At 33.3% G+C, this 23870-nt stretch carries 25 protein-coding genes; all 25 read right to left on the bottom strand.

Annotated elements, in window-relative coordinates; translation table 11 throughout:
• Positions 1-11 precede the first annotated feature (11 nt).
• The 25 genes from WKH56_RS20935 to WKH56_RS20815 all read right to left on the bottom strand — a co-directional run bounded on the left by WKH56_RS20935 (position 12) and on the right by WKH56_RS20815 (position 23749).
• On the bottom strand, positions 12-593 hold the full coding sequence (locus WKH56_RS20935; protein ID WP_342836604.1) for a hypothetical protein: 582 nt from the start codon (positions 591-593) through the stop codon (positions 12-14).
• An 82-nt stretch (positions 594-675) separates the two neighbouring features.
• Positions 676-1683: a hypothetical protein gene (locus WKH56_RS20930; protein ID WP_310877157.1), complete on the bottom strand. Its 1008-nt coding sequence runs from the start codon at positions 1681-1683 to the stop codon at positions 676-678.
• Between the two features lie 35 nt (positions 1684-1718).
• Positions 1719-2264, bottom strand: a complete 546-nt coding sequence (locus tag WKH56_RS20925) for a hypothetical protein (protein WP_342836603.1) — start codon at positions 2262-2264, stop codon at positions 1719-1721.
• 69 nt (positions 2265-2333) lie between these two features.
• Positions 2334-3926: a hypothetical protein gene (locus tag WKH56_RS20920; RefSeq protein WP_342836602.1), complete on the bottom strand. Its 1593-nt coding sequence runs from the start codon at positions 3924-3926 to the stop codon at positions 2334-2336.
• Positions 3927-3968: 42 nt separating this feature from the next.
• The gene (locus tag WKH56_RS20915; protein ID WP_342836601.1) at positions 3969-5450 is read right to left on the bottom strand and encodes a hypothetical protein; all 1482 of its coding nucleotides are present in this window, start codon (positions 5448-5450) and stop codon (positions 3969-3971) included.
• Positions 5451-5462: 12 nt separating this feature from the next.
• Positions 5463-6254, bottom strand: coding sequence for a hypothetical protein (locus tag WKH56_RS20910; protein WP_342836600.1), 792 nt, complete (start codon positions 6252-6254; stop codon positions 5463-5465).
• 217 nt (positions 6255-6471) lie between these two features.
• On the bottom strand, positions 6472-7401 hold the full coding sequence (locus tag WKH56_RS20905) for a hypothetical protein (protein ID WP_342836599.1): 930 nt from the start codon (positions 7399-7401) through the stop codon (positions 6472-6474).
• A gap of 121 nt (positions 7402-7522) precedes the next feature.
• Positions 7523-8455: a Rossmann-fold NAD(P)-binding domain-containing protein gene (locus WKH56_RS20900; protein ID WP_342836598.1), complete on the bottom strand. Its 933-nt coding sequence runs from the start codon at positions 8453-8455 to the stop codon at positions 7523-7525.
• Entirely contained in the window at positions 8452-9333 is an 882-nt protein-coding gene (locus WKH56_RS20895; RefSeq protein ID WP_342836597.1) for a hypothetical protein, read from the bottom strand. The genes WKH56_RS20900 and WKH56_RS20895 overlap by 4 nt, the downstream gene beginning before the upstream one ends.
• 239 nt (positions 9334-9572) lie before the next feature.
• Positions 9573-9902, bottom strand: a complete 330-nt coding sequence (locus tag WKH56_RS20890; protein ID WP_342836596.1) for a hypothetical protein — start codon at positions 9900-9902, stop codon at positions 9573-9575.
• An 11-nt stretch (positions 9903-9913) separates the two neighbouring features.
• Entirely contained in the window at positions 9914-10498 is a 585-nt protein-coding gene (locus WKH56_RS20885; protein ID WP_342836594.1) for an ATP-dependent Clp protease proteolytic subunit, read from the bottom strand.
• Positions 10499-10540: 42 nt separating this feature from the next.
• On the bottom strand, positions 10541-10807 hold the full coding sequence (locus WKH56_RS20880) for a hypothetical protein (protein WP_342836592.1): 267 nt from the start codon (positions 10805-10807) through the stop codon (positions 10541-10543).
• 17 nt (positions 10808-10824) lie between these two features.
• Positions 10825-11793: an HNH endonuclease gene (locus tag WKH56_RS20875; RefSeq protein ID WP_342836590.1), complete on the bottom strand. Its 969-nt coding sequence runs from the start codon at positions 11791-11793 to the stop codon at positions 10825-10827.
• Positions 11794-11879: 86 nt separating this feature from the next.
• Positions 11880-13082, bottom strand: coding sequence for a metallophosphoesterase (locus WKH56_RS20870; RefSeq protein ID WP_342836589.1), 1203 nt, complete (start codon positions 13080-13082; stop codon positions 11880-11882).
• On the bottom strand, positions 13082-13288 hold the full coding sequence (locus WKH56_RS20865; RefSeq protein ID WP_342836588.1) for a YonK family protein: 207 nt from the start codon (positions 13286-13288) through the stop codon (positions 13082-13084). The genes WKH56_RS20870 and WKH56_RS20865 overlap by 1 nt, the downstream gene beginning before the upstream one ends.
• Complete coding sequence (locus WKH56_RS20860) at positions 13281-13619, bottom strand: hypothetical protein (protein ID WP_342836586.1); 339 nt, start codon at positions 13617-13619, stop codon at positions 13281-13283. Before WKH56_RS20860 ends, WKH56_RS20865 begins: the two co-directional genes overlap by 8 nt.
• Before the next feature lie 270 nt (positions 13620-13889).
• A complete protein-coding gene (locus WKH56_RS20855; RefSeq protein WP_342836585.1) occupies positions 13890-15185 on the bottom strand; it encodes a PhoH family protein in 1296 nt (431 codons plus the stop codon).
• A gap of 103 nt (positions 15186-15288) precedes the next feature.
• Positions 15289-15561: an HU family DNA-binding protein gene (locus WKH56_RS20850; protein ID WP_342836583.1), complete on the bottom strand. Its 273-nt coding sequence runs from the start codon at positions 15559-15561 to the stop codon at positions 15289-15291.
• Between the two features lie 167 nt (positions 15562-15728).
• A complete protein-coding gene (locus WKH56_RS20845) occupies positions 15729-16514 on the bottom strand; it encodes a hypothetical protein (protein WP_342836581.1) in 786 nt (261 codons plus the stop codon).
• A gap of 1 nt (position 16515) precedes the next feature.
• Complete coding sequence (locus WKH56_RS20840) at positions 16516-19293, bottom strand: hypothetical protein (protein WP_342836580.1); 2778 nt, start codon at positions 19291-19293, stop codon at positions 16516-16518.
• Between the two features lie 14 nt (positions 19294-19307).
• Positions 19308-20459, bottom strand: a complete 1152-nt coding sequence (locus tag WKH56_RS20835; protein ID WP_342836578.1) for a zinc-ribbon domain-containing protein — start codon at positions 20457-20459, stop codon at positions 19308-19310.
• Positions 20460-20497: 38 nt separating this feature from the next.
• A complete protein-coding gene (locus WKH56_RS20830; protein WP_342836577.1) occupies positions 20498-20758 on the bottom strand; it encodes a hypothetical protein in 261 nt (86 codons plus the stop codon).
• 191 nt (positions 20759-20949) lie between these two features.
• The gene (locus WKH56_RS20825) at positions 20950-21225 is read right to left on the bottom strand and encodes a hypothetical protein (protein ID WP_342836576.1); all 276 of its coding nucleotides are present in this window, start codon (positions 21223-21225) and stop codon (positions 20950-20952) included.
• A 165-nt stretch (positions 21226-21390) separates the two neighbouring features.
• A complete protein-coding gene (locus tag WKH56_RS20820; protein WP_342836575.1) occupies positions 21391-21666 on the bottom strand; it encodes a hypothetical protein in 276 nt (91 codons plus the stop codon).
• A complete protein-coding gene (locus WKH56_RS20815) occupies positions 21614-23749 on the bottom strand; it encodes a zinc-ribbon domain-containing protein (protein ID WP_342836573.1) in 2136 nt (711 codons plus the stop codon). The genes WKH56_RS20820 and WKH56_RS20815 overlap by 53 nt, the downstream gene beginning before the upstream one ends.
• Positions 23750-23870: the final 121 nt, after the last annotated feature.

The raw sequence follows: 23870 nt of genomic DNA, 5'->3' as shown, positions 1-23870 counted from the left end.
AACCTCCTTAATTATGATAAAAGTGATAAATCAGTTTTTAATTCTTCTTCTAGTAATTTAATGATACGGTTGTCATAAAGAGTTTGGTCTTTAATCATTTTAGCAGCTCGATCTGCGATTAATTTTTTAGAGCCATTTGGAGCAATCTTTAATTTCTCTTTAATTTCTTGAGGAGTTAAAGAAAAGAATTCATCTAGTTCATCAACATTAATGATGTTTTTATACAATTTATCTAAACCTAAATATTGGATAATATCGTCATCTTCTTGGTCATCGATTAAAATCCAAGGTTCGTTTAGAAATCTTGGTTGTGAAGATCGCATCGTCATTAATTCTTGAACAGCGATATATTCTTCATCTCCACTTTCTGCCCAAAGGATTACTTGACCTGTTTTCTTAGATTCGTACACAAGAGAATTATCTGTTGCATTCTTAACAAGAATTAAACGGTTAGGATCAATTTCTGTACGTTTGACTACTGGTTTCTTTGCAGGTTGTTTAACAGTTTTTGCAGGAGCTTCCTCTACAGTTTCAGTTACTTGTTTCTCCACAGCCTCTTCTTGGGCTTTTGTTGTTTTAGTGGTACGTGCCATATTTAAAATTCCTCCTTTTAATCTTAAAACTAAGATAAAAAGAGAGAAAGATAAACAATCTCTCTTTTTATTAATTTGTTAATTATGCTAATTCGTATAAACCAAATAACTCATTAAATACAACGTTTACACCATATTTCATGATGAAAGTATACTCTACAGACATATCCATATTAGTAGAACCTTGGCTGTTATCAAGAATTAAAGGTTGACCTTCACGAACAACTTTAATTGGTTTAGCAGAAGCAGGTAATACTAATAATTTGTTGTCATCTACCGCAAAGTTGAAAGTATTAGCAGCATGTACTTGAGGGATTTCTAATAGAGGAATACCATTCCAGTTAGCGAACATACCTTGATTATTTAATTGCTCTTTCATTGTTTCAGAAACTAAGAAGCCGTTTGTGTTGCTGTACGTACCAACAATTTTACGTAATGCTTTACGAGTACCAGCAATTACAACTGGTGCAAAGTTATTTGAAGCTTGAACGTGAGAAACGATATCGTCCATTTGATCTTCAGTGAATGAACCAGCTTTCTTAAATTGAGCAGGAAGGTAATTTCCAGCACTCATGAAGTTAACGTACATTTCTTCAGCCATGTGTTGACGGATAGATTGATCAACCTTAGCTACGAATGCAGTCCAATCTAAACGACCTGCTAATAAGCGTAAGAAATCAGCATAGATTTTGATTCCGTATGTACGAGTTTTAACAGTGAAAGAGTCACCGATATCTAATTTTTGACGACGAAGGTTCCAAGTACCGTTAGCAACTTCACTAACTGCTAGTAAACTACGGTCTTCTACATAGAATTCATTAGTGTCACCAAGATCAAGGTCGCGATACTCAACGAATTGCTCAAAGAAAGGGTTGTTAACAAGACCATCAGTAACATTTACTGCTAATGATTCTTCGATAATTTCAAAAATTTCAGGCTTGAATCGACGGAAAGTTTTATAATCAGGTTTTTCAGTTCCAACTAATTCAACAAAAGCTTTACGGATAACTTCATTTGCTTCTGTAGACGAGTAATTTTGTACACGTCCTTTAACAGTGTCTACACATAATTTTACTAATTCATGTTTCATTTTATTTCCTCCTGAATTTATAATTTATTAGTTTTTTAGTTTTGGATAACTTCGATTACTACTAATTCAGTAACACGACCAACAGAACCATTAGCACCAACGAATGTCGCAGTACCGATAGCTTCTGTAGCAACAATTTTACCTACGAATTTTTCAGTTCCTTTTGTAGCTGTTTCTTTTAATTTCACAGAACCATTTTGTGCAACAACATAGTTACCATTAACTGCGTCTGCGCCAATCAAAGTTAAAGCGTCTTTAGATACAGAGAAGATATCTCCTTTTTCTAGACGGTAAGCACGGAAAGGGAATTGTTTTTCATTCGTTACAGCTCCTAGTGCTCCGTCAACTGTACGATACTCTGAGTAATTGATTTCAGGAGCTGATACTAAAACTAATGGAGTTGTATCGATAGTAGCAGTTGCAGGAACTACGGCTTTACGAACTTCACGCTCTCCTTCTAAGAAATCTCCAACCATTACTACTGAACCATTATCGATGTCTAAAGTCTCATGACGTAAAGACTCTAAGTGACCATCATAAACTGAACGAACCTTATCCAAACGTACTGCGCTATGTGCCATAATAAAATTTCCTCCTAAATATTTTTATAATTAATTTATTTTAATATTGAATACCATCAATTAAGATGTTTATTTATTACCAAATTTTTCGAATAAGTCACCATACAATACAATCTTAGGCTCATCATCTTGGAAATCTAAAGGGATTTTAATAGATTCCTTTTCTTTCTTAGGCTGCTTAGAGAAAGAAGCTTTTTTCTTACCAACTTTAGTGAATAGTTTTTCTTCTAATTCTTCTAAACTAAATTTACTTGCCACTGCTTTAATTTCATTAATTTCTTCTTCAGTTAATTCAGAAGAGAATCGACCAAATAATTCAGTTTCACTGTTTGTACGCTCTTCAGATACTTTAGCATCTTTAAAGTTACGCAAATTTTTAACTTCCTCATTCAAAGCATTAAATTCTGTAGTCTTATTTTCTAGTTCAGACTTAACTTCTTCCACTTTATTAGAAAACTCTTTTTCAGTTTTCTTTTCTTGGACTTGGACTTCGTATTGAGTACGATCTAAAGAAGCGATAGAAAATTCCATTGTTGTGTCGCCTTCAATAACTTGGTAAGAAATTTTAACTTTCTTCTTAGCTTCAAAATCCACAGAAACTTTATCGTCTGATACAGAATAAGGAATACCTACCAAGCGATAGCTATCAGATGTATCTTCAGCGATAATCATGGAATCATCGTGATCTACATACCAAAACTTTCTTTCTTTGTAACCCCATTCATCTTCTGTATACTCTGAATAAAGTTCAGCTCTAATTTCTTCTCTAAGTTGACTAGCGACTAAAGAGAAATCAGTTTTTTCTTCTTGTGTTTCTTCATCTTGTTCAACTTCTACAGTCTCAGTAACAGTTTCAACCTCAGCAAATTCTTTCAGTTTAACCTCTAATTCTTCTAAACTATATTCTTCGAGATTAATTCCTTTTTCTTTAACTTGCTCTTCTGTTAAAGAGTACTGTGCAATTAATTCAAGTTTCTTATCCACAGTTTTACCTCCTTTTTGCTCACTTAAGGAAAATTTTAGCTCCGCAAGCATTTGATTAAATTGTTTTTTGAAGTCATCTTTATTGAGTGAATATGTGGAAATAGATGCGCTCTCAAAACAAGGTTCGACATGACCTTCTCCGTCTTTATCTATACCTAAAATGCATAAAGCCGAAAAATTAAAATCGTGAATCTTAAATACTTCCTTTCCATCTACAACAGAAAAGTCGGCATTCGTAACATCAATTTCCATACTTTGTCCATAACTATTTGCTAATAAGTCATCCAATTCACTATATCTACCTGTCCACAGATAAGCTCCGTCGACGATTAAATATTCGTTTATAGCCCCATCAGATTCAGTGATATTCTCCCAATAAACATTTGCGCTCTCAGGAATTACTCCAAACGGACGGGTAGTTTGAACCATTTTAATGCTGTCTTCAGTGACTTGAAGCTTACCTCCGTGACCTCCAAAATTCTGTTCTTGATCTAAAAACTCTCCAACAATAGGAACATTGAATAATGTTGGGATTGACTTTTCTACGGATTCCTTAGAAAAGAAACTGTTGTTACGATTTACCCCAGTGTATAAAACTTTTACTGAGCATTTGGAGAAAAGAGGATTAACTTTTTCAACGTCTGAAAGATTCGCATTAAAAGACATCTGCTTTTCCAATATTTCACCTCCCTTCAAATTTAAAGTTATAATTTTTAACTTTTAATCTCTCACATTTCCTTCATTATCTCTTGTTTTTTGACCACTCTCAGTTATATCATTGTCACTCTTAACTGGAGCGCCACCTTCATTACTTTTGCCACTTTGAGTGTGAGAGGATTGTAGAGGAACTAATGTTTCGTTTAGATTTAAAATATCATTCTCCAAATAGGTCAAACTTGACATATCAGAAGGGGATAGTCCTAAACTAGCTCCCAATGCTATTTTTGTAGGCAAACCAAGAGTGGCAGCATCTTTATACTTGTTAAAGACTTCATCTTCATTAAAGAATGTAATATCTAAGAATTTAACTTTGAACTTATAGTTCGTTGTAAAGTTCTTAATTTTACGATTAAGCCATCTTTCTAGTTGTCTTAAAACAGAGAAGACAATTTGTTCATCAGTTACAATTGATTTAGCCAAACCGATACTCGAACTTTTATCTGCGTTAAATAGGAATTGACTTACACCTGCTGCATTGTAGTAACCACGTTCTGCTTCAGCCACAGTATCTTTTTCTGTGCTTCTCTTTTCTAACTTTATACCTTCAATAGCCATAGGAGAGGTGATTAAACCAACTGAATCAGGAAGAGACTGAGAAGCTAAATTGTGGAACTTTGTTGCATAGTCCAAGTCAATTAGAAAATTATTCGGTTCTCCTTTTTTATCATCCAAAGGTATTTTCTGAGTCAAGACCATATAATTGTCCATTTTAGTTTTGTTTTTCTTTAATTCTTTGTAGTCCTCAATATCATATACTGCTTCGAATACAGCATTGAAAGGAGGGATATTATACTCAACTTCTTCATTTACCTTAATACAGATGGTTCGCTTAGAGTCTAATTCCTGCCACTTGAGATTCTTTTTGTTCGCAGTGTACAGTTTGTATCTGTCTTGGAACTCTTTAGGGTAAGTATGTAATTTCTTCTTGTTTGCATCGAAATATGAGAAGTCAAAACTATAATTATAAACACCATCTTCAATAGAAGTGATCTGACAGTAATCAGGGTTTATTCTCTGAATAAAGTATGAATCACCAGTCATATGCTCATAACCATAGAACACATCTTCCTTGAATCCTATCTTCATGATCTTAGAGAATTCATGGGGAATATTCATCGTGTCTAATAAATCAATAATTTTTTGATATTGAGCTTGGAACTTCTTTCGATTAACTTTTTCAATACTCAGTCCATAAGGCTTAACAATATATTCAAACTTCAACATATTTGCAAAATACAGGACTAGACGTTTATAATTAGCACTTGTGTTGTAAAGGTAATTACTTACATTCCTCAGTTCTTTTTCATTCTTCTCAGGATTTTGTAAAAGTTTGATTACTACTTCTTTAGGGTATTTTTTTGTAATAGCCGACTGAGTAGCAGTTTCAGTTAACTCCCTAAGAATAAGCTTATTCAGTTCAGCAAAGTTAAGTTTTTTCAGTTCGTTGTAGTCCAACTCTTGCTGATTCTTATTTTCAGTCATACAGCACCTCCTTTATCTTCCAAATGACGGAGCTTTAAACATGAACAATTTTCCTATGTCATGTTTAGAACGCTCTTTTTCAAATTTATCCTCATACTCTTTGATATACCAAAGCCCCATTGCAACTGCCGAATACCTATCTTTGTTTACTCGTTTTGTAATTTGTTCTACCGTGTATTTGCCATTCTGACCCATTTTCAATTTCAAGTTGGCTACTTCTTCTAGAAGGTAATCTGTTTGAACATGAGGGAGTATCATTGTGTTGAAGTTTTCTTTGTCTTGAGTATCATAGTCTTGATTAGATTTTTTATCTAACAAGTGTAATTTTTCACTTTCAATTGCATCAATGAAGCTAACGATGATATCACTGTTTATTCCTTGAGCAGTCAAAGCGTATAATATTTTTGGTGCTCCGTTTTCCTCTGGTTCATCGTCAGTGTTAATAGTGTCCCAACACGGTAATTCTTCACCAGTTAGAGGATCAAGAGTAGTACGTAATGCTTCATCTTTAATTGCAGAACCGATACCATTACTATCAACAACTACAATTTTAGGGTTAAATAACTTGGCAATTCGTTTCAACTCGACTGTTTGAGCATTGAAGTTTAATCCATTCGGCAAGTTAAAAATGTTTACTAATTTAATGTTAATAACCTGACCACGTTTACCTTTTTTAAATTTAAGAACTGCGATTGAAGATTGGTTGTTTGCATCACTAGAACTACGAGCAACGTCCATAGAAATAAGATACTCATAGTTTTTATCAGGCTTTATGTCAGGTTTAGGTAAAACTCGAAGCTTCATTACTTTATTAATATCTACTAGGGCGTTATCCGCTGCGCCACATTAAGTACCCTCGGTTTCCCGATATTTTAATAGGGGATTAGACTATATCATCAACTAAATACATTAGCTGTCCAGCGCTTCGCAATAAGGAATTTCACCTTAAAGCTACTTCCATAAGGAATAGTCGTTACACCTTCTCATTTCTGAGCTTGGCTCGGTATCATCATAATTTTATTTATTGAATCAAATGCTGTTCTAAAATATCAGATATATTCTCTATGTCATAATAAGCAATTCTAATAAGCTTAAAACCATTTATTGAGCAATAGTCATTTTTTAGTTTGTCATTGTATTGTAAAACTTTAAGAGCAGGTTCTCCTCCAAAGTACTCTACGGGATTAAAATGCTGTTTACCATCAAACTCAATAAGAGTAATTTCATCTCCAAGTACGGCAAAATCGAATCTTAATTTTTGCCGACCATTCTTAGCTGTTAAATCATCAAATTTATACTGAGGTTCATATTTTAAATTTCTATTTTTCAAATATGATTCAATGATAAATTCACCCTTAGACTGAGATTTTGTGCAAGTTTTACAATATCTTTGGTTTGAATGCTTGAAGCTAGAAAACGTAGTAGAGAACGGATTCCCACATTCGCATTCGAATTTAAGACGTAATTCAATAGACATGTATGATTCACTCAACAGCTTACAATTGCTATTATTTTCTACAAATGATTTTACTTCTTCATATGTAAAAGTTTGAGAATCTGATATTTTCTTATAGGAACAAGCAACACAACTTTTAGACTTTTTGAACTTTTCAAATGATTTTTTAAAAGGTTCTCCACAATGGCAAATAATATCTAATTTTGATTTAGTATTCACATATTCAGTAGAAACTAATTTACAGCCAGAATCTGATATATACTTATTAACAAAGTCATATCCCAATCTTTGACTGTCAACATGTTCCTTTTGAGCACATTTTAAACATTGTTTTTTACCTAATTTAAATCTTTCGAAAGTAGTATCGTATGAAGTCCCACAGTGACACTCAAAGTTCATTAAAGTTTTTGTGTTTTTGTATTCTGTCGTTAATAATTTAGACTGGCTATTATCATTAACAAACTGATTCACAGTTTCAATATTCCACTTCCGCATTATTAACAACACCTTTCCAATAAACAAAATGTTAGATTTTCACCGATAGCCCTTCATTAGAAGGACACCCTGTATTTACAGGTTCACTGGATTTACTCTACAATATCACTATTATAGGGGGCTATGCGCTTTTAACCCATTTAGATTCATAATTTAGTGCAAAGAAAGTAGGGGAGAGTTTAGCCTTTTTATCTAATAATTGTGCTTTAGTCTCACCACGTCCAAATTCACAAGCTAATTGCCAGTCTGAACCTAATACAATTTTTCCTTTTAGGTTAGCCATATCGTCAACCATCTGAATATTTCTTTCAAACTCATCCGTACCTCTATACCAACTAGTAGTAAAGAAGTTAATTGAGCCATTTAATTCTTCAGGGTTAACTAATGCTTGCCTACCAATTGTTCTACGAGGAACGTTTACAATCGGCTCTAAGACATCATCAAACAAAGCAGCATTTAACTGTGCTGCCTCCTCAACATTTAGCCTTTTTCGACGTGCTCCTTTTGTAGATTGGTTATTCGCTAAACAATCAATCCTACCTCCAGATGTAAATAAGACCTCAACACTATCTTTGGAGCTAGAGTATTTAGTGATTTCATTCTTCAATAGGGGATAGAATTTTGTTAGCTCACGATGTTTTTCATCCACTAACTTAGCTGCATTTTCTCGTGTTTGAGCAGTCATGGAAATTTCAATGTCAGGGAAGAAGATTGCAGCGTGATACATTCCCATTATCTCAAGCAGTGTTTTACCATATCCACGAGGGAATACTCCATATGAAGATATAAACCTAGCTATACTTCTTAAAAATATACGCTGATCTAAATCTAAACGTATCCCACCTGTCTCTGGCGTAATTAAATCCCAAAACAAATCTGGATGCCATCTAGCCCAACTAACGAAGTCACTATATTTGTCTAGGTTTTTTGTGAAATTATCTACTTCTGTTTGACCTTTAGCTTCTACTGATGAATTGAATGCAGAATTATAAATATCGTATCTATCATTTTTATTCTTTGCGTTTTGTGATTGGAAATTAGAATAAGAACTCATTCTTCACCATTCCTAGAAGCGTATTCTTTTTTACGATCTTCGTAGAATGCATAAACTTCATCATATGTAGCTAAAGGTAATCCTTTAAGGTCACGAACATAGTTGATATAACAGAGTAGGGCAAAGTCAACCTTATCTTGAGGACGCTCTTTAAATTGAGGCAAAATAGGAATGATATCTTCGGCTTGTTCAACACTTCTTACAAGTTGACCAAAGGTATCCAATCCATCAGATAAATCTGATTTACTTAATTGGGAAGGGTTAATCTTAGCATCTTGAGCTGCCTTTTGTGCAAGTGCTCCCCAATCCTTAGCTGATTTAATATCTCCTTGTGCAGTAGCAATCTCTTCTTTAACACGATAACGAATATAAGTTAGGAGGGCTTCTGTATGCATTGCTGTTTTTTCTTGATAGTTATTTTTAAGGAGGGAGTATTTGCGTTCAAATGCTTTGAGTTGGTCAATTGAATAGCCCTCTCCCCATTTGTTAATTAGTTCGTCAGTAACTACTTCAACTTTCACTGGTTCTACTTTAACAACTTCTTTAGGTTCTTCTAATGTTGTTTTATTGTCAAAACAGCTTTGATCGTATGTATAATCACTAAAGTTTAAATAAACATCCTTAAGGTAGGTTCCCAAAGTCTCATTTCGATTACTTTTTGCTTTTTCCCAAGTGTCAGGAAGAAAAGGTTTATCTAAAGCTCGTAGAATTTCTCTTATGGAACTCATGGAATTTTCGTCAAAATTTTCCTTTAGACATTGTTTACAATAGGGAAACAATCCATCTCCATGCCACTTGGATGAACTTTTATAAAAATTTCGTTCTTTTATTTTTTCTTTTAAGCATTTTACGCACATTTTTTTATCGCCTGTAGCCATTTGTATGTCCTCCTTTCAAAACAAATAAGGAGTAACCGATGTGGCTACTCCAATAGGGATTATTAATTTTAGAAAGTATCCTCAAGAGGGGGAGGGGAGGATACTATAAAAATCAATAATGGGGAAATGAGAAGGTAAGGCTTAATTGCCTTATTGCAACGCCTATGAACATAGACGCTGTATAAAGTAATTAAGATATGTATTCATTTAAAATGTATATTTTATGTAGTTATTTAATCTTATAGTTCATTCTTTTCAACAGTAATACGTTGATTCTTAGCGATTTCGATATTCATTTCCTTGTTAACTTCCGCAGCCTTGATATTGTGGTCAATAGTCGCTTGATTCAATAGGAAGTCCAACACAAAACCTTCAGATACACCTGCATTTAACAATGCTGTAATTTGCCCTGCTAAGTAAGAAGAATCTTTGATTCCACGGTTGAATTCATCTTGATCATAATCTTCCATTTGAATTTCAATAGGGGGTAGTTGCTCAGACACATTCATTAATTCTTGTAACTGTTCAGTATCAAATTCTACTACTTGCTCTTGTTTTTCTTCTGCCATAATACTACCTCCTAAATAATCTCATCGATTACATTTAATTTTTTAGCTTCTTCACTCCACATGAACCAATCTTGTCGTCTTGTTTTAATATCTTCAAGTTGCTCATCTGTGATATCTGTGTATTTAGTAATCAATTCTTTTAGTTTAGCCCATAAGATTCTTGCTTCTTCAACAGAGTCTTCCATATCTTGCAATGTTCCCCAAGTAGAAGAGCTAGGCTGATGACACATGATACGTGAATGTCTCAAAGCACGTCTGTGTGAACCGACTAAAAGTAGCATAAAGCCCATACTCATAGCTACGGAATTAACAGTTGTAACAATTTTATATCCATTTTCACGCAAGGTTTCAATTTTAGAAATCAATGCAAGACCATGATAAATCGCTCCACCATAACTATCTAAAATCAATTCGATACTATTTTTTGTTCCTTCTTTTTTATCTAATTCAACGATTCTGTCCAATAAGTAACACGCTTTGAACATTGATTCTCGATCAACTTCTTCGCTGATGAAAATACGTCTATCTCTAAGAGCAGAATTAATTTTCATTTCTTCTAGAAATCTATCAGGATATACATAGCTCATTTCTGCCATCTTTAAGCCTCCACTCAATTAGAGATATATTTTTGTAATTTATTAATCTAAATTACATTCCTCGTCACAACATTCTTCACAACAACAGTCAGATTCCAAATCATCAAGGATATCTGCTTTTAAAGCAATGTCTCTAATTAAGGCATCTTTGAATCCTAATTTTTGAGCTTCTTCAACCAACTCTACAACCCAATGATATAATTCTTCCTTATCTTCGGAATTTAGCATATTAACATAATACTCATTAGCTAATTCACAAGTTGGACATTTACACTCTTCTTCATCTTGAAATTTAAAAACTTTAGTCATTCAAACACTCCTTAAAATTAAATAATTTGTAGATTCAGATATTCTAATATCTTTCGATATCTCTCCTGACTTACCTTTGCATAACTTATGTATTCTTCTAAATCCATATTATTTTTCGATGAATTACAAACTCTACAAGATGGTACGATATTATCTTTTGAGAAAGCTCCACCTTTAGTTACTGGAACGACATGCTCTTGATGAAGAGAGTGGTCGTATAGTTCCTTAGACAAATCATTAGAAATTCCACAATAAGCACAATTGTTACCAAAGTACTTTAGGCACTCATTCCATTCTGCAACTGTTAAAGTTGATTCCAAATCCAGTTTCTTCTGTCTTCTAGAACCTTCATAAGTTTTACGAATTTCAATTCCACCATTTTGTTTCCATTCTTTGTAGTACTCTTTCTTACGATCTTTGTTTTCAATAAAGTATTCTTGATAATAAAAACGCCTATCTTTCTTATTATCTTCCTTACATTCTTTACAAAATTCTTGAATTCTAGTTTTTCCTACTTTATTAAATTCATCAATATCTTTTATTTCTTCACAGTACTTACAACGTTTTTTGTTTTCTTTGGCAAGTAACATATTCTCGTAATAATTTGTCTCAAGTCGCTTTACACCTGAGCATTTTCTACAGGTGGCACTAGCACCTGCAAAAGTCTCCATGTTGTCATCTAACAAGCTCAAGCAACATTTACAAACTTTTTTACCATTAGGAATCTCATTTTTAAATATCTGATTAATGCTATTGAAATTAATATTACCCTTAAGAATGTTATCAAACAGTTTTGTTTTCTCACAATTTCTACAGTGACCAAGCATACCATCAGAAGTTCCGTTGTTCAGCTTAAAGAAGAATTTATTTCTAGGAAAAGTATTTTTACATTTCTTACATTCAAAGAGCTTACTATGCTCTATACCGCAATAGAAATCTTGATATATTTTTGGTAGCGCATTAATGACATCTTGATAATTAATCAATTGGATTTCACCTCTAGTAAAATAAGAAGTGGGTGACAGGAGCTTACCCTGTCATTCGTTACCCAAGTTGAAAAATTTCTTATAATTTATTGATTTAATAAAATATTATATGTACATAAACGCTTATCTTCTTTTGTAAAGATAATGAATTTCTGAGCTGCTTTACTTGTGGCACGAATGTCTTTTGCATATTCATCTACGCCTGAGAAGCTACTATTGATGATTACTTCTACATCATGAACTTCTTTTTCTTCATGGTGATGGTAATGACCCATTACAATATACTGAGCAAATTTCTTAGTCATCATGATTAAGTTTTGAGCAATAGTATTGATACGGTCTTTATGCCCATGAACACCAAATATCGTATTTCCAGCAATCTCAGCAACAATGATTTCATCGTCATACTCGTTAACCATGAACTCAATATTTTTCACATTGACAAGGCGAGTTTTAAGATACCAAGGAATTAAATCATTAAAGCTTTCTTTAGCGATTTCATCCTTCTTCTGAGGTGTTACACGATCATGGTTGCCCCGACAGTTATAAATTTTAACTTCATCAAACTCATTTGCTAAAGTAGTAATAACTTCTGCAAGAATCTCAGAAACACTCATAGTTTGAGAAACAGCGTCTTCAGTATTTACAATTCGAGTTACTTGATGGATTAAACCATTAATTAAATCACCAATCATAAATAAATGTAGTTTCTTAACTTTGTGAGTTTTACCGTGTTCGATTGTCTTAGAGATCAATTTCTTCATTCTATTTTTAAATTCATCGTTATCAAATTTGTTCCAATAGTTATTAGCGAATAGCCCAAAGTGTAAATCAGATAGGATTAACAATCCTTCACTACCGTCAGTAGAAAGGGAGGGTTTACGCTCTAACCATTGCATAGGTTTAGCTTTCATAATCTTATGTAACATTTTAATCATTTCATCTCGAACATGCTCAATACGAGCTTGCTCACGAATCAATTTTTGGTATTCTCTACGTTGATCTTGCTTACGAACCTTTTCTTTTTCAGATTCAATACGAATTTCTTCGTGTTTCTGTACAATCTCTTCATCTAAATTCTTATTAACTAAGTAATCTTTCCATTTGCAATACTGAGCGAAGTCTTTACGCCATTTACTTTCATCATAATTACTACCATATTCTTTATTTAGTAATGTAGCAATTTCATGAGAATCAATTTGATACTCATCTTTGTTTTCAAATAGGCGAATATGATATGATTGGAAATCCTCTGAGTCACGTTTCAACAGTTGATTTAACTCGCTCATTATTCTTCTCCGTCCACTTCATCAGCCTCAAGCTCAGAAGTTTCTTTAATAGTAATATCTACAGTTTTATTTTCACCTTCGAATTTCTTTAAGATATCAGATAATACGTAAGTCTTAATATCCTCTTTACCATGTTCAACGATCTCGTTATTTTCTAATGAAATTTGTGCATTTTTAAAAGTATAATTTAAAGTTTGTTTAGCCATTCTCACTTCCTCCTTTAGAACCCTCATTATTATTGTTTCGTTTCCAACGAATTCCTTCATTTTGAAACTCTACAGAAATACCTCGTCTATTCAGATAAGTAACGATATTACCATCTTTGTTAACTAACAATTCTTCAATTAAATCATCTACTTGATTATCAGATATCAATTGTTCTTCTTTCAATTCTTTCAAAATATGAATCGTCTTCTTAGTCTCACGTTGTAATGCCTTAAGTCCTGTAAGTGCCTCAGAAATATCCACATCGATCTTTAAACTTCCGTTTCCGATTAAACCTTCAAATTGTCCATTCGACTCGCTCTTTTTAGCCATGTCACAACATCTCCTTATAAATTAAAAATAACCCCACCTCACAAACTTTTGTAAGTGAAGAGGGGTTTGGAATGAATCTCTGATATCAGTTTTGTCATCTTGACCAAATTGTCTATTGAGTACGTGCTGTGTGAGCCACATTGTTATTTCTGTTCGATCCTAATTAATTAGAATGAACCATGTAACAAGTACGATATAATTAATATATCGGAACTAAAGTGTGAGAGTAGAACGCTTAGGCGACATAGGATTTGCCATGTCAGTTATGTGTTAAAGAATGTCTGCTGCTAATTGGGCAAATTCAGAACGCTCACCTTTTGTTAAAGTAATATGTCCAGCTTGACTATATTCTTTAAACTTCTCAATAACATATGTAAGTCCATTTGAATAAGCATCTAAGTAAGGGTGGTCAATTTGATCTGGATCACCTGTCAAAACAACCTTACTCTTAGCCCCAAGTCTTGTTAAAATAGTCTTTGCTTCATGTTTCGATAGGTTCTGTGCCTCATCAATAATTATGAATTGATTAGGAATAGAACGTCCACGAATGTAAGTCAAAGCTTCAACTTGAATCATACCTTCATAACCAGTCAATAATTGTTCTAGTTCTTGCTGGTCTTTGCAGTCAAATAGAAACTCTAAGTTATCAAGAATAGGTTGCATCCAAGGTTTCAACTTCTCTTCTTTTTCCCCTGGCAAGAATCCAATGTCATTACCAAGTGGAACAATAGGTCTTGCTGCACTTACTTTATTGTAAGTATCATAATCTTGTGATTGAGAAAGTCCAGCAGCGAGGGCTAACAGTGTTTTCCCCGTTCCAGCTTTCCCACGTAAAGTTACGAGTGGAATTTTAGGGTCTAATAGCAAGTCTAAAGCAATTACCTGCTCAATATTCTTGTGTGTTAACCCAAATACAGGCTTCTCAGTGTATGAGTAAAGTTTGTTTAAATGTCCATGATTATAACGTGTGATGGCAGATTGATTTCCACATTTCAATAGAACATAATGATTTTCACAGAATGGCTGAGGAGCAATTATTTTCTTATTTGTATAAAACTCATTAATGTACTCTGAATCAACTTCTAATTCTGTGAACCCTGTGTAAGAGTCATCGGAAGCTGTTAATACCTTATCATTTTGATAATCTTCAGCCTTTACTCCAATTACATCTGCTTTAACACGAACTAGAACGTCTTTACTAACCAAGATTACTTCTTTGTCCTCATTCTTATTAGTTGTATCTAGAGCTGTTGCAATAATAATTGTATCGTTTGATTTATCCATGAATTGATCATAGATAGGAGAGTCGGAGGGAGGGAACAGTACGATTAACTTTCCTCCATTGTCTAAATCTACTCCATCATGCAATTTACCTTTTTTACGCAATTTATCTAATTCTTTACTTACATGTCGTGCATTTCGTCCAACTTCATCCATTAGTCGTTTCTTAGAATCGACCTCCTGTATAACCGTAGAGGGGATTGCAACTGTATGCTCACCGAATGAATTGATTGAGTTTGCGTCTGCTAACAAGATATTCGTATCTAACAGGTAAATTTTCTCCATATGAGTACCTCTAATCGGTAGATTTCTCAACGCACATGAGGTACGCTGAGATTGAATTATTTATAATTTGTTATGTATTTTCTAGATAAAATCAACCTTTTACTTACTTTACAGCTTCTTTTAGTTTCTTGCCAGCCTTAAATGCAGGTACTGTAGTCGCAGGAATTTGTAGTTCAGTTCCGTCTTGTGGATTTCTTCCTGTACGAGCTGCACGTTCACGAGTTTCAAATGTTCCAAATCCAACCACCTGTACTTTTTCTTTAGCTGCTAATGTTTCTGTAACTACATCTAAAAATGCTTCAACTGCTTTTACAGCATCTTTCTTAGATAATCCTGATTTCTCTGCTACTCCATTTACTAATCCTGTTTTGTTCATAATTTAATTTCCTCCTAGTTTTCCTTGTTTTAATTTTATGTTATATTTTATAATTTATTAGTTTTAAAAAAGCGACAGTACCGAGTTTAATTTTAATAATACTATCATAATAAGCATTTTGCAGGACACCTCTTGAGCCTTACTGCCACAAGGGATTTGAGAGTTTTCTATTTTCCTAAATTATAATATCTTTTATTTTGCTCGTTTTTTATGTGTTTTGCACAAGTGTCACAATACTTTGTTTTGTTGCTTTTCATTTTAATAGGTACTTCACAACATTCACATTGTTTAACCTTATCTTGCTCAGTATGTAAATCATAATATAATCCGATACTTTGGAAATCTTTAATAACAATTTCCACAACATTAGATTCTTCAATCTCATAAACGAAAGACAGTTTTACAAATCCTTTGTTTTTTATCTCTAATAATCCTAACTTAGCTAACTCACCAATAATAATATGTATGTTCTGGCTTCTTTTAAACTTAACGTGAGAGGTGGAGGATAACTCTCTATACTTAGCTCCACCACCAAAGTAATGTTCTAAATCTACTGTTCCTTTTCTAATCTCATTGTATCTTTTGTTAAGCTTATCTAGGACTAGAAGGGTGAATAGTAGCTTCTTATGCATATGATCAATATCTAAGCTACCGATGTATTCAACTTCATTTTTTGCAATGTTAATACTATCAATTTGCACTAATACGTTTTCTTCTTTGTCAACATAACCTAACACTGTGTTAAGCATTTTGAAGTGTGTAACTCGATTGTACTTTTTCAAGTACTTCTTACAAAAGGATTCAATTAATTCCTTTATTTCGTCTTTGTCTTTGCCCACCGACTTATAATATTTACCCAATATCTTAAGCTCGTGGTTAATATGATTTGATGTAAATCCTTTCTTTAATAATACTTCTGCGTAATCTTTCTCCTTGTAAGGATAATTGTACATATTATAGAATCACCTCTTTAAGTTTGTATTTGTTTCCTAAGTATTCAATTTCTCCATTCTCATCTTGCATGGGTAACATGATTTTACCTTTTGTGTTACGTAACACGTTTTCAAAAATCACATCTCCATATAACTCCCAAACAATCTCCTTATTTGACTTAGAGTTCTTCTCATACACTAAATGAACCAAACAGTTAACAATTTCATAGACGTTTGAAGAGATTTCTGTGAATTTTTCTTTTAGTAAGTTGTAGTTTGCATCTACGCTTTTACTTAACTTCTCATCAAATCCATTTTTATTCTCTGCATCTAAGTGAGATTGAGCTATTAACTGACTGATCATCTTGTTGTAGTCTTTGTGAGCTTTATTAATTTTTTTAACTTTATCTTCATCAATCTCATACTCATTGTTCATGTAAAGCTTATGTATGTTCTCGTCATAAGAATCTTTTAGGATTTTTCTTATGTTAAAATCAACAGACTCAATGTAGTGACAGATATTATTCATCACACAATCACTATCAATGATAGGGGAGGTGGCTTGATATTTACTTAAGAACTCCAGTTCCTCTGTTGATTTGCGATTCTTAGACTTTAATTTATCAATTGTCATTCCGAATTTCTGCTGACAAGTGGCATTCTGTTCATCATAATGCTTTTTGTAACGTCTGTTTGTGTCTTTATATAAATATCTAAAGAAATAAGGATGCCTATCAAGTAAGATGTTGTTTAAGAATTGTTTCTCTTCCTTAATCACCTCACTGTCGTCTGGATTTATTCGTTGGTACGTTACCCATTGAGGAGGGATACCTTTGACTTTTCTTCCAATCTTAGCTTTATCAATTTGAGCAGACTGCAATTTAGTACACATCTTAATTCGATTCAGAGTTACTTCGTATTCTCTAGTTCCTTCTTTTAAGTCTGCTAATAGAGCAAATGCTCCTGTGCTTTTATTTGTAATTCCACCAATGATACTTCCAAAGCTAAACTTATCTGCTTTAAATAGGTCTTCATCTTTTATTACTTTTTTATTTGATTTTGGAGCTTCGTATGTAATAGGTAGTTCATCTTTATAAACACCTTTTATAATTGTTTCATTTGAAGTTGTAGCAACAATGTCATAATCAAAGTCGCTTCCAGCCCAATTGACTGTTTCAACTCCATGAATATTAACTATGATTCCCGTGTAGCTGTATTTATACCACTTATTAACTTCTTCATTGTCTTGTAGATTCAAAAGCACATGTTCGCTGCGGTAGGTGAGGGGTGCTCTCATTGAGTCTACAACTTTCACGCCTTTTTTGTTCCAATAATGTGAGAAATGCTCACCTTTCTTAAGTAAACCAGTTACTTCTAAGCCACAAACATGCTGCATCATTCCATATGGATCACTCACGAGTGTTTGGAAATTACCATCCACTAAAATCTGTCCCATGCATCCTGCTTTAATTTTTCGCTTGATTAGATCATAGACTTTTCTTTTGATGTGTTTATCTTTCATTAAATCAGGATTGACCATAAGTGATCGTAACCAGTGATTATCACCGTGAGCTAAAACGTTCTTAATCTTTTCTTCTGTTACTTCAGAGCCAAGTAAGAAGAGGAGGGCGTAATGGCTATCTTCGTGACTTACTCCGTTGATCCATTTAACAAATTGACTGCAAACCTCTTCAATATCTGATTTGTTCAGATTTAATGTTTGCAAAAATTGGTAATTCATCTTTAGCATATCTTTATCTTTCTTAGGACTATGTAAAGATACTCCCCAATAAAGCTCATTTTTCTCACAGTTTTCTTGATAAATTTCAACGCTATCCCAACTATCCCAAAGCTTGAACTGGCTTTCTGATAAAATTACATCCGTCTGTGATAAATCAGCTAATTTTTTATTGTTATTTTCATCTGTATAAGAAGTTTCAATAAGATAGTTACCGCCATTAATTTCTTCACAAAACTTTTTGATGTCAAACGTGTTTAACATTCCCTTGATAAAATTTTGACGTACACACCATTGAGCAGGGACGTAATCTAATCCTAATTCTTCAGCCCATTTCTCAGATTGTTCGCAGCTAATTATTCCTTGACCATCAAAACGATTGAACATTTCTTTAACTTTCTTCACTTCAATTTTGTCATCTTCATTTTTAGAAGTCTCTGTTACATAGTTAACTTCATATTCCGATTCACTTTCATAATCAGGAACTACGCAGAATCTAGGAGTGGATACAACCATCGTTGCACTACCCGAAAGCCCTTTGTAGGCATTGTATTTCGATGGTACTAGCTTTTTATTTAGGTTGCGCCCATTATCTAAAATGATTTGCAACTGTTGAGCCACAGATTCTTCTACGAAGCATACAGTAGAAACCCTTGCCTGACCAGCAGACGAGGAGAATCTAACGAATTCCTTGCCATTTAGGACTAACTTCTTTTTATAAAGACGATCATAATGTGAATTCGAGTCCATGACAATCGTTATATATTCAGGAATAAATAACATTCTGTTAATTTCATCTTGAATGCTTTTTATCTCAATTGCATTGTCAATACTATGTTCTTGCTTCTTTAAGTAATTCTTGCGTTTATTCAACTCGCTTAAATACTCATCATCAACCTCTGTTCCTTGGATTTTGCGAATAGAGCGTAACATTTGATTATCGAAGAGGGCAATTACTTCTCCGAATTCTGCTGCATCATCAAATTCAAGATCAATGTTGTAGTCAAACTCTTTAAGTCTAGAAGACTTGAATTTATAAGTGTAAAATTGCTTGTTTTTCAATAATAAATTCCTCCTTAATTTATAATTTCAGTAAGTATCTCTTCAATCTTGTCAAATTCCCAATACCAAATCTCTAATAGTAGTAAATCGTTAATTTTTGCATAATTTCTTTTGCGCTTGTCATGTTCTTTTTGAGTCTCTAAATTTAACTTAGTATAGTCTGAAGTCGAACCATCATGAAATTCACCTTGATACTCAATTAGTAAATTTAAACGAGGGATATAGAAATCATAAGAGAGAGGGTATCCCTTAACCCCAACTAAACCTGCGTATTCTTTTTGGGCGGTATAGTCTACGTTGTTAACATCTAACCAGTTCCTAATCTCTTTTTCTCCCTTCGATTCATTACAATAAGGACAACCCCTTCCAACATTACGTTTGTGAGGGGAAGCTAACCACTTATGGCTAAAATTTTTCGAACAAACCCAATGAACTTTCTTTCCAGAACTAAATGAGATGCCACTTGGAATTTCTGTATTATTTTCATAGTCCCACTCATTCATTAAATCAGGTCTTTTAAATTCTAAACTATTGCAAACGGAGCATAGAGGACTTCTTACTTTATTTAAAATTTCTTTCTCTTGTTCATGACCTTCTAAGCATTTCCACCACACTTTTTTCCTGCTTGTTCTTTTGTGTTTATCGGGTGTCGATTTATTTTTAATATAGTCCCATTGCTCACATATATCAGGATGAGCAATCAATAAATTATCATCCTTAGTTGCTTTTCTGCCTGAACAGAATGGGCATTTCTGCTTAAGAGAAACCCTGTTTGACACTTTTGCTTCCCACTCATGTTTATCTTTACATTTCCACCATACCTTTGAATGATTTCTAGACGTAATTTCTTTAGGGTTTATTGAATTTTTATCATAATCCCATTCCTCGCATAGTTCAGGATAGACGCTTAAAAGGGAATTAGTATGATTGACTCTTCTTCCAGAACAGTAAGGACAGTTACAATTAAGTTTAATTCTAAAGCGACTGTTCATGTCATAGTCACTTTCACATGTTGGACATTTCCACCAAACATTAAATGTACTTGAGTACAAAATTTGATTAGGAGATTGCTCATTCTTCTCACTGTATTCTTCCAAAAGGTATTGCTTGTTGGTTGTAATTGCATGGTATTCTAAAGTTTTTTCATAAGCAATAGGAGCACTCATTAATTTCCTCACCGCCTCTCACTGTATTATACTATGTACTAATATCCGTTATTGTAGTATTCAAGCATTTCTTCACGAATTTCGCTTACATATAACTTTCTGTTCTTTGCCATTGCACCTTTATTTCCATACTTCTCGATATCTAACCAGTATCCATATTCCTTATCAGTAATTGTATGGCTCTCCATCTTGCTAAGTAAAAACTCTTTAATATCTCGATAACTGAATTTCGATCCTTTGGTTACACTATCTTTGTTTAACGACAAGCTTTCCTCATTTAACTTTTCTTCTTTTAACATCTCTTCACCTTATCCTTTTTATAATTTGTTTGTTTTTTAATTCTCTTCTATGTATTGCTTACAACATCAATTCTAAGCTTAAATTTATAGTTTATTTATTACCTTTCTCTATTTAACATCTTCTTCATATGTATTTACATTCAAACTACTTAAATATCTAAATATGTAATTACTTTTCTACCGAATATGTATTATTTACTTTCTCGTGCTTTACGCATTCTTTCTGCTGCTGCCTGTTTTTGTTCTTCTGTCATTTCTTCTCTTAGCTTTCTAAAGGAAACTTGTTTCTCATCTAAAAATCCTTTGACTGCAATGATACGGTCACCATCTTTGTGTGCAGGTTCCATATCGCCTACATTATTCAGTTTGCTCATATGCCTTGGTAAAGCCGAATAAACCGTCCACACCTTTTCCTTCGGATCAAATCTTAGTATCGTTTCTTGTTCTTCTAATGAAAATCCACTCATTTATCCACTTCCTTTATAATTATTTTGTTATGTATTTGCTTTTGGGATTGTTTTCCTACTCCCTGTAACTATAATATAACGAATCTATACTTTTGTCTACAGTTTTTTATAATTTTTTTACTTTAATTTTACTTTAAAAAAGAAAAATAGGGGAGGACGGTTCTATTATCTCCCCAAACGATTCTTTATTTGAATATAATCCTCATAGTTCCAATTGGGATGACTTGCTAAAAAAGCATTAATATATTTTTCATTGTGTGTACCATCTGTGATGCCGAAATATGGGAGCATACCGTCCAATATATCTTTAATATTTTCACGTTCCCAATAAGGAATCCTCATTAATGGTATTTCATTATCTATGCAGAATTTATTTTTAATTCGATCATTATGTTGAGTGCGTTTTAGTTTTTCTTTCCCCCCCATATAGGTCTGTTGCATAAAAATGTTGTTCTCCATCATATTCTATCAGCAGATTGTAGCTACCTATATAAAAATCAAAAGGGAGAGCTCTTTTATTTTTACATTCAGGAAACGTTTCTTCAATGGAACAATTAATTTGTCTATCCTCTAGATACTTTTTTACAGCTCTTGTTCCTTGTGAATTATTCCTATCGGAGCACATCGGACATCTTCTTCCAATTAGGAATTTATGTGGAGTGACTCCATATTCATGCAAACATTTATTATGACGTATTTTGATTTTTGAGTCTGCCCCATTATATTCCTCCAATACTGAATATTCACCTTTAACTAAATTGAACATCTCAGTTTTAAACTGTTCGGTTGTTTTCTTCTTTGTCCCATAGCACTCTGGACATCTTCTACCAACATTAACAAATTTCTCGGGTTTTACATAGTATTCATTCCCACATATATTATGAATCATCTTTATTTTAGTATCGGAATTAATATAATCACCCAACACTTGATATTCATCTTCAACTAAATCAAATACTTCAGATTTAAATTGCTCAGTAGTTTTCTTTACGTTGCCATAACACATAGGACATCTAGCTCCCCTGATGAATGTATAAGGACGAACTTCGTATTCATAGGTACATTCAGCATGTCTTATTTTTACTTTTGAACCACTATTTTTATACTTACTGAGTACGATATATTGATCACCAACCATTTTATAGACTTCATTAATAAATTCATCGTGTGTTTTTGCTCTCTTTTCTCCTGATAATTTAGCCGAACATTTAGGGCATCTACTTCCTCGTAAAAAGGAATCTGGGGATACTTTCCATTCGTTACCACATCCAATGTGCTTCATTGTTATTTTAACTTTGTTTCCCATGTAGGTTTCTAAAATCGTATATTCTCCTAATGTTAATTTAAAAACTTCTTTTTCGTATTGATCATGAGTTTTGGAGAAGTGCCTACCTCTTTTATTACTGGCACATAGTGGGCATCTACTTCCAGATAGGAATTTATCAGGTGTTACTTGGTATTCTTTATCACATGAAATATGTTTCATTCTAATTTTCACTTTAGAGCTTTCATATTCACTCAATACAACATATTCACCGCCCACCAAAGTAGATACCTGAGATTTAAATTGATCTGTTGTTTTAGTGTTTTTTTGAGCTGCTTTTAATCTAGCACATTTAGGACACTCCGTACGTTTATTTGTTCTAGAGCGCACCTTAGCTTCCCACTCATGACCTTCCTTACATATCCACCATACTTTTTGAGTTGTGTAACCACTTACTTCTCCAAGCTGTATATGTTCATTCTTTTTGTAATTCCATTCTTGCGCTATGTCAGGATAGCCAACACATAGCAAGCTGCTCTCTAATGAGTTTTTGTTTTTACAATGCGGACAGCCGTTTCCTTTCATTCTATTGTTAGGACTACTTTCCCATTCATGTCCACAATCAGCCAGCCACCAATATTTCTTGTTTGTTTTAGCCATAATATCATATGGTGACAATCCTTCATTTTTAGTTGGGTGCCATTCGGATGCCAGTTTATCATTGTTAAACCCCAGTGACTTTTCAATCGAAAATCTTCTACTTGAACAATAAGGACATTTAAGACCAGATGTTCTATTAGTTACAGACATGTCATATTCGTGTCCTTTTTCACAAGTCCACCATACTTTTTGTTGACTTCCAGAATAGAAATCAAATGGAGATTTATTATTTTTAACAGACCACTGATTGATTAAATCTGGAAATCTCTCTCCTAATGATTTACCTTTTTGAACGGGTTTGGATAGTTTAGCCTGACTTATTTTCTTTGCTTTGCACTCTATATGACCACAACAATCTAATCCAGTTTTTCTCATTTTGATTAAATCACTGTATTTTTTCATCTTGCTTTTTTGATCTGTTTGATTTTTTCCTTTACAGTAGTCACACTGATACTCAACAAGTACGAAGCTACCATGAGTTAAATCTTCAACCTTGACTTCAAATTCATCTCTGAGATTTGTGAATATGTAACCTTTTGATTCAAAATATTTCTTGGTGGTATTGTGCCATCTTATTGTAACTTTTTCACTTATTAACATTGTAGAGAACACCCTTTCTTTTATAATTTATTTACTACAAGACAATCTTATAACATACGGTGTACATTGTCAACAGTATATATTGCAAAAGATATATATTTGTAGTAAGATTTAATAAAGG

Source organism: Priestia sp. SB1 (genome assembly GCF_038898415.1).
The sequence above is the reverse complement of the archived record's forward strand: the minus strand, read 5'-3'. Positions and strand labels throughout refer to the sequence as shown.